This window comes from Candidatus Cryosericum odellii (assembly GCF_003570935.1).
Lineage (GTDB): Bacteria > Caldisericota > Caldisericia > Cryosericales > Cryosericaceae > Cryosericum > Cryosericum odellii.
Genome location: NZ_QXIU01000150.1, coordinates 1 through 7,061, shown reverse-complemented (window position 1 = coordinate 7,061; position 7,061 = coordinate 1). Strand labels below are relative to the sequence as shown.

Annotated in this window: 6 protein-coding genes; 4 read left to right on the top strand and 2 right to left on the bottom strand. The window is 58.7% G+C overall.

Annotation, left to right across the window (positions count from 1 at the left end; translation table 11 throughout):
* The first annotated feature begins 318 nt into the window (after positions 1-318).
* The 4 genes from SMC5_RS06270 to SMC5_RS06255 all read left to right on the top strand — a co-directional run bounded on the left by SMC5_RS06270 (position 319) and on the right by SMC5_RS06255 (position 5,639).
* Complete coding sequence (locus SMC5_RS06270; RefSeq protein WP_119120024.1) at positions 319-2,025, top strand: peptide ABC transporter substrate-binding protein; 1,707 nt, start codon at positions 319-321, stop codon at positions 2,023-2,025.
* Between the two features lie 369 nt (positions 2,026-2,394).
* Positions 2,395-3,834 (top strand): stalk domain-containing protein, encoded by a 1,440-nt coding sequence (locus SMC5_RS06265; protein ID WP_119120023.1) that lies wholly within the window; start codon positions 2,395-2,397, stop codon positions 3,832-3,834.
* A 3-nt stretch (positions 3,835-3,837) separates the two neighbouring features.
* Positions 3,838-4,629 carry an ABC transporter ATP-binding protein gene (locus SMC5_RS06260; protein WP_119120022.1) on the top strand — a complete coding sequence of 264 codons (792 nt, stop codon included), beginning with the start codon at positions 3,838-3,840 and terminating at the stop codon, positions 4,627-4,629.
* The gene (locus SMC5_RS06255; RefSeq protein ID WP_119120021.1) at positions 4,626-5,639 is read left to right on the top strand and encodes a FecCD family ABC transporter permease; all 1,014 of its coding nucleotides are present in this window, start codon (positions 4,626-4,628) and stop codon (positions 5,637-5,639) included. The genes SMC5_RS06260 and SMC5_RS06255 overlap by 4 nt, the downstream gene beginning before the upstream one ends.
* Here the strand turns inward: SMC5_RS06255 and SMC5_RS06250 are convergent.
* Both SMC5_RS06250 and SMC5_RS11035 read right to left on the bottom strand, forming a co-directional pair.
* On the bottom strand, positions 5,636-6,160 hold the full coding sequence (locus SMC5_RS06250; RefSeq protein WP_119120020.1) for an AAA family ATPase: 525 nt from the start codon (positions 6,158-6,160) through the stop codon (positions 5,636-5,638). The two genes, SMC5_RS06255 and SMC5_RS06250, sit on opposite strands and share 4 nt — an antisense overlap.
* Positions 6,161-6,434: 274 nt before the next feature.
* On the bottom strand, positions 6,435-7,061 hold a 627-nt coding region (locus tag SMC5_RS11035), incomplete at its 5' end, for a DNA-processing protein DprA (protein WP_207799113.1).

The following is a 7,061-nucleotide window of genomic DNA, read 5'->3' as shown; positions in this document are numbered from 1 at the left end:
ACCAACGATGTCCTGATCAGCAAACACGTTAAGAACTTCTACCAGTCCCCAATGGGCTTCATCGACTTGAAGCTCACCTACATGGTGTAGCCTTCAGGAGTCTCTGAAGACCGCAGTCCAACACATCAGAAGTGAAGAGAGCGGCCGCGAACTTGTGGCCGCTCTGCATGTTTACAGGATACCGTAGCTGCTGCAGAAACAGAGGACACTCTTGGGTCACCGCCCAGACTAGGTCGTATTGCGTTTTTCTGGCGTATTGCTATCATTTTGGTAGCCGTAAGATGCGACAAATCGTAATTGGAACAGGGAGGTTGGTGTATGAGGAAAGCACTATCGCTTGTTTTGGTACTGCTTTTTGTGGTCTCAATCTTTGGCGGACTGTCTGTTGTACCGTCAGCTAAGGCCGTCGCTCAGGAGGTAACGTACAATCTGGGGGCTGAGCCACCTGGAATCGATCCGGGCATTACCATTGGCGTTCCGGAAGCCACTATCGAGATGCAGGTCTTCGATGGGTTGACGCGTCTCGACAGCAAGAATGTGCCGCAGCCGGCGATGGCGAAGAGCTGGACGATCTCCAAGGACGGCAAGACGTACATCTTCACGCTGCGTGATGCGTATTGGACAAACGGAACCCCTGTTACCGCATACGATTTTGAGTATGCCTGGAAGCGCGTGCTCAGCCCGGAGTTGGCTGCCCAATACGCCACCCAGCTCTACTACGTGTATGGCGGTGAAGCATTCAACACATCCATCAAGATCGGCAGCAAGTACTATGCCCAGGCTGTCGACGCCAAAGGCAATCCTCTTACGAAGAAAGTGGGAGGCAAGGACGTCCCCGTTGCGAACATGGCGAAAGAGATCAATCCAAGCAAGAACGTCGGCGTCAAAGCACTGAATGCCAAGACGCTCAAGGTCTACCTCCAGTCGCCCACCGCCTACTTCCTCGCGTTGACGGCGTTCAATACGCTGTATCCAGTCTGCAAGGCTGTTGTCAGCACGAATGACAAGTGGGCTTCTGATGTTAAGACGTTTGTGTCCAATGGACCGTTCAAGCTCACGCAGTGGTCACACATGGACAAGATGGTCTTCGTCAAGAACCCGACGTACTGGGACAAGAACAATGTCAAGCTGACCAAGGTCACGTTCCTCATGGTCGAGGATAGTTCGACTGCTCTTTCGATGTATGAGAGCGGTCAGTTGGACTCCGCGGCGAGCGTACCCAGCTCAGAGTTGCCTAAGCTGGTCGCCTCCGGCGATGTAAAGATCCTTCCAAGCCTTGCGACATACTTGTATATGTTCAACAACACCAAGAAGCCGTTCAATGATGTCCGCGTGCGCAAGGCTTTGACGCTGGCCATCGACCGCAAGGGCATCACGCAGTCCATCACGAAGGGCGGGCAGACTCCTGCGCTGGCCATGGTTTCCAACGGTATTCCGGACGCACTCCCTGGCAGTGATTTCCGCAAAGTGGGTGGTTCGTACTTCAAGGACAACGATATCGCGACTGCAAAGGCACTCCTGGCTCAGGCCGGCTATCCAAATGGCAAGGGATTCCCTGCCTTTACATTGCTCTTCAACACCTCGGACCAGCACAAATCCATCGCCGAGGCAGTTCAGCAGATGTGGAAGAAGAACCTCGGTATCACGTGCACCCTCAGGAGTGAAGAGTGGGGCGTCTATCTGGCTGACGAGGCGAGCCTCAACTACGACGTTGTGCGCAGGTCCCCTACTGCTGACTACATGGACCCGAATACGTTCCTGGAGCTGTTCGTGACGGGCAATGGAAGGAACATGACTGGCTACAGCAACAAGGCCTATGATGCTCTCATTGCAAAGGAAAAAGCCACTGTCGACCCGAAGGCGCGCATGGCGGTATTGCATGCCGCAGAGAAGATCCTCATGACCGATATGCCCATTGCTCCAGTCTACTTCTACACGAACCCGATGCTTCTGAGCAAGCACATCAAGAACTTCTACGAGTCGGCGCTGGGAATTGTCGACTGGAAGAACGTCTACATGGGATAGCCTTCAGGAGTCTCTGAAGACCACAGCCCAACACATCAGAAATGAAGAGAGCAGCCGCGAACTTGCGGCTGCTCTGCATGTCGTGGAATGCCACCGTTCCCCAAGGAGGCTCTTGTTTGTCGTTCCCCCCTGAGCATTTCTTATCAATGCGAGGGGTGCTTTCGGCGCAGGCGGGAACCCACGTAACAGGACAGTCTGTGCGTATGTGCTTCAGGCTTNNAAACCGGCTTCAGTTCCGTCGTGGACTGTCGCTGTGGCTGTACGCCGTCGTGCGTGTGGCTTCAGGTTCTGCGCCGTCGTGCGCTGTGCCTCCGGTAAGATAGGGCGTGTTGTCGCCCTTATTTGCCACCTGCCTCGGAGGATTGCGCTATGCACATTAGAGTTCATCGTTCCATCTGTCTTGTCCTGATCGTCACCGCCATGCTCGTCGTCGGCTTTCCATCCATCACTGCACGGGCGGCGTACCAGCCGGTATCATCCGTCGTTCTCACCGTGGGGAGTCCGACGATGACCGTAAACGGTTTCAGCTTCCCGATCGATGCTGCGAACTCGAAGGTGGTTCCTGTTGTTGAAGCAGCCTGGGACAGAGCCCTCGTGCCGATTCGCAACGTCGTGGATCTGACTGGCGGTGATGTGACGTGGACGCCCGCTGCCAAAACGGTCCGGCTGTCGCTGGAGTCCCACGTGGTGGTACTGACGGTCGGGAACGCCAAAGCGGTGGTCGACGGGCGCACGGTGTGGATCGATACAGACCACCGAGTCTTGCCGATCATCGTTCTCGGTCACGTGATGGTCCCTGTCCGGTTTGCCGCAGAGTCGCTCGGGGGGCTCGCAACCTGGACTGTCCAGAGCAGGACGATTACACTCACCCTGCCCAAACAGATGGAGCAGGTCACCGACATGCTTGGGCACACAGTCACCGTGCCGCGTCGCGTTGTACGTATTGCGACCCTTTCCGCGACAGCCACACAGCTTGTCTTTGCTGTCGGAGCACAGGACCAGCTGGTCGTCGCAAGCTTCGGTTCGGCTGTCAAAGGGAAGGCCATGGGGGCGATCTACCCGCGGATGAATCAGGTCCCTGAAGCCGGCAACCAGAATGCGGCCAACATCGAGACCCTGCTTGCGGCCCGTCCCGACATCGTCCTGACCGAAGAAGGTCCAGCACTGGATCAGATGAAGGCGGCAGGACTACCGGCGTACGCGTTCTCGGCCGAGCAGCCGGGGCAGCTTACCGATGCCATCAAACGGATGGGAGCGTTGACCGGGCACACGGCAGAAGCCACGGCCTCGCTCGACCTGCTGGCCACAAAGATGAAGGAGATCGCGGATGAGGTTGGGACCATTGAGTCTGCGAAACGTCTCAAGGTCTACGTTGCGGGGACTGGCATCTTTAAGACCTTCGCCGGCGACTTCTTCCAGACATTCATGGTCAGGAACGCCGGGGGCGTGAGCGTTTCCGGACAGCTGACCGGCGGCAAGATCGATGTTTCTCCTGAACAGGTGCTCGTCTGGAACCCAGACGTCATCATCCTCACGTCTTATACCAGGGACACCGTGAGTGACGTCCTTACCAACCCCCAGCTGCAGAATGTGGCGGCTGTGCGGGACCACAGGGTCTATGTGATGCCGAAATATGTCGTCTCGTGGGATATGCCGGTCCCCGAATCATTTCTGGGTACGATGTGGCTGGCCCACAAACTCTATCCCGATCAGGTCCGGTTCGATATGTCTGCCGAGATCACGCAGTTCTATCGACAATTCTACCGGTTCACGGTTCCAGCGGTCGACCTCGCAGGACTCTTGCAATAGCGCATGGAACAAACCCGTCCGTCAGTCGTTGACATCCAGGGTCTTGGCTTCTCCTACGGCGAGACCAGGATCCTCCACGACCTCACCATGGCTGTGGGTCCCCACGAGGTCTTCGCCATCGTGGGACCGAACGCGGCTGGCAAGACGACGCTCCTTCGCTGTGTTGAGCGGGTCCTGAGCCCCCGAGCCGGGACGATCCGCATCGACGGGCGCGACCTGAAGTCACTGTCTGCACGTGACGTGAGCAGGCGTGTGGCTTCCGTTCCACAGTCTCATACCCCTGCGTTTCCATATACCGTCCAGGACATTGTGCTCATGGGACGCAATCCCCATCTGGGTGCTGCCTCTCAGCCCGGTCCGCATGACGTGACGCTGGCACAGGAGGCCATGGACGAACTCGGCATACGTGCGATCGCCGCCCGTCCCTACACCCAGCTCTCCGGTGGACAGCTTCAATTGGTCCTGCTTGCCCGCGCGCTGGCGCAGGAGGCACAGGTCCTGCTGCTCGACGAGCCGACGGCGCACCTGGACTTCCGGAATCGGCATCTGGTCCTGGGCAGGATACGCGATCTTGCCGTTCGCCGTGGGCTGACCGTCATCATGACCGTCCATGACCCAAACGATGCCATGCAGTACGCCGACCGGGTTGGGCTTGTGAGCGACGGGGTGCTGGTCGCTCTGGGGACTCCGGAAGAGGTCCTGACGGCAGACAACCTGGGGCGGTTGTATGGCATGCCCATCGAGGTCCTGACTGACGGCACACGGCACGTGATTGTCGCGGGGAGTGGTTCATGAAGCGCAGGCGGTTCCTGCCGACTCTGCTCCTTATGTGGGTGGGAGTGCTGGTGGTGCTCCTTGCGTCGCTTTGCCTGGGTCGCTATCCCATCACTCCACAAACAGTCCTGCGGGTGCTGGTCTCCCGGTTTGTACCAATCGCCCGCACATGGGATCCGACTGTTGATACAGTGGTCTGGCAAGTGCGCCTCCCGCGGGCGCTGGCGGCTGCGGTGGTCGGCGCCGCGCTTGCTTCTGGCGGAGCAGTCTTCCAGGGGCTGTTTCACAACCCGCTGGTCTCTCCCTATGTTCTTGGCGTCTCCTCGGGGGCAGGATTCGGGGCTGCCGTCGCCATCCTGATAGGCGCAAGCGCAGCGGTCACACAGGCCTCAGCCTTTGCGACAGGAGCTGTGGCTGTGTCGTTGACATGGCTGATTGCACGGTCCGGGCGTGACCGGTCGCACGTGACGCTGGTGCTCGCGGGGTTCGTCGTCGGCAGCCTGTTCTCGTCGCTGGTGGCTGGCGCGCAATATGTGGCTGACCCGTCGACAAAGTTGCCTCAGATCGTCTTCTGGCTGATGGGTTCGCTTGCGTCGGTGCAGTGGTCAGATCTTCTCAGGGCCGCCATCGTGATCGTGCCCTGCCTCGTGGTGATCACCGTGCTGCGCTGGAAGCTCAATATCCTTTCCATGGGCGACGACGAGGCGCGGTCACTGGGTGAAAACCCAGCGGCGATGAGGGTCGTCCTCATCGGGTTGACGACCATGACCACTGCCGTCAGCGTAGCGCTCTCTGGTGTCATCGGATGGGTGGGGCTGGTCGTGCCACACCTGGCGCGCGGCATCGTCGGTCCGGATTCCCGCAGACTTATCCCGGCTTCCATCGCCCTCGGGGCAATCTATATGATGGTCATCGACGATGTGGCGCGCACTCTGACGATGGCGGAGATCCCGCTGGGCATCCTGACCGGGATCATTGGTGCGCCCGTCTTCGCGCTATTGTTGCGGCGGAGCCGTTCGGACTGGGATTAGGGCGCCTGCTGCAACTGTTTCACGATCACGGACAACGTTTCTCTGCGCTCGACTTCACACCCGTCGACGATCCGGACGGAGACTCCTGTCACCCTGCGCCATTCCTGCATCTCCTGCCACGTAGCGGTCACCTTCTCCTCTCGAACCGGGACTGTACGCGTTGTCCGATGTTCGTTCGCCAGACACTCCTCGAGAGAGGGCAGGAGAGCGATGACGCTTACGTCCGGAGCAGGCGTCTCGCGAAGAGGGGAAAGCCGGTCCGGCAGGACCGTGGCGTCGACGATGACGCAGCTGCCTGCCAGGGCGAGGTCGCGCGCAAGACCCAGCTGATGGCGCAGGACCATGCCGTACAGCTTGATCTCTTTGCCCATCCATCTGTTGCGGTTCTCGCCTATGATCTGGTGAAAGGGCTCATCTACGCGCAGCAGGACCGAACCCGCTAGGTCCTGATGGAGTTCAGCCGCGAACGTCGACTTGCCGGCCGCACGTGGACCGGTGATCAGGATGACGTGTGTGCTCATGCAATCATTCTACGAGGCGAATCCAGCCGTACAACACCTGCCCCCGTGAATTGTGAATCCCATTGTACCAGGTACTATGGGATTCACAATTGGCGCCATGCGGATGCACTCCATTACCATATCGGTCCTGCCTCCGCGGGAACGACGAGAAAGAATTCTTTGGGTGATCATTTCCACTCATGCGGGAGCCGTGTACAAGATGATGTTGCCACCGGCGAATTCAGGAAGTGCTCCTAGTCCCTTGTTGCGCCCGTCAGTCTTCGACATGGCTGTTCTACCCATCTGCATTGGTTGTGCCTTCAGTTTTCTCATGTCGTGTTGTTGCACGTTTGTTCGAAACTGTTTTTTCCGGTACGGCGTCGAAGAGGGTCGGCTCGGCAATATCCCCAGCCGACTTCCTCGGTTTGGAGCGATGCTTCGCCGGAACCAGTTTGGCCTTGGTTGTGGCCGGTGGTTCTGGAATCGATTCATGCACGGGGGCGGGCGCCTGTTCTTCGTTGTGCGTGGTCGTGGTCGGATCCTGTTCCGGTCTCAGGATGCGAACCAGGTCTTCGGCGTTGCTCGGGTTCGGCCATGGCAGGGCACCCATGTTCTGCAGTTCCTGGAGTCCCTTTTCGATGTCGCCCTGTGAGCGAACGAACACCGGCACCAATCTCAGCTTGGTCAGCTGTTCCGTTGCACCGGCCCACGTCCCGCCTTTCTGATAGTCGGAACTGATGACCAGTGCTGCATCAGCCAGAGCGTAGATCAGCTTGTTGCGCTGCATGGCGTTGCCCACATTGAACCCGGCCATCGGATCGTAGGATGACACGAGGACCAGCTGGCCCTCCATGAGCGGGGAACGATACTCGCGGTTCAGAGCCGCACGTTCCAGGCTATCGGCAAGCATGCCTGCAGCCGT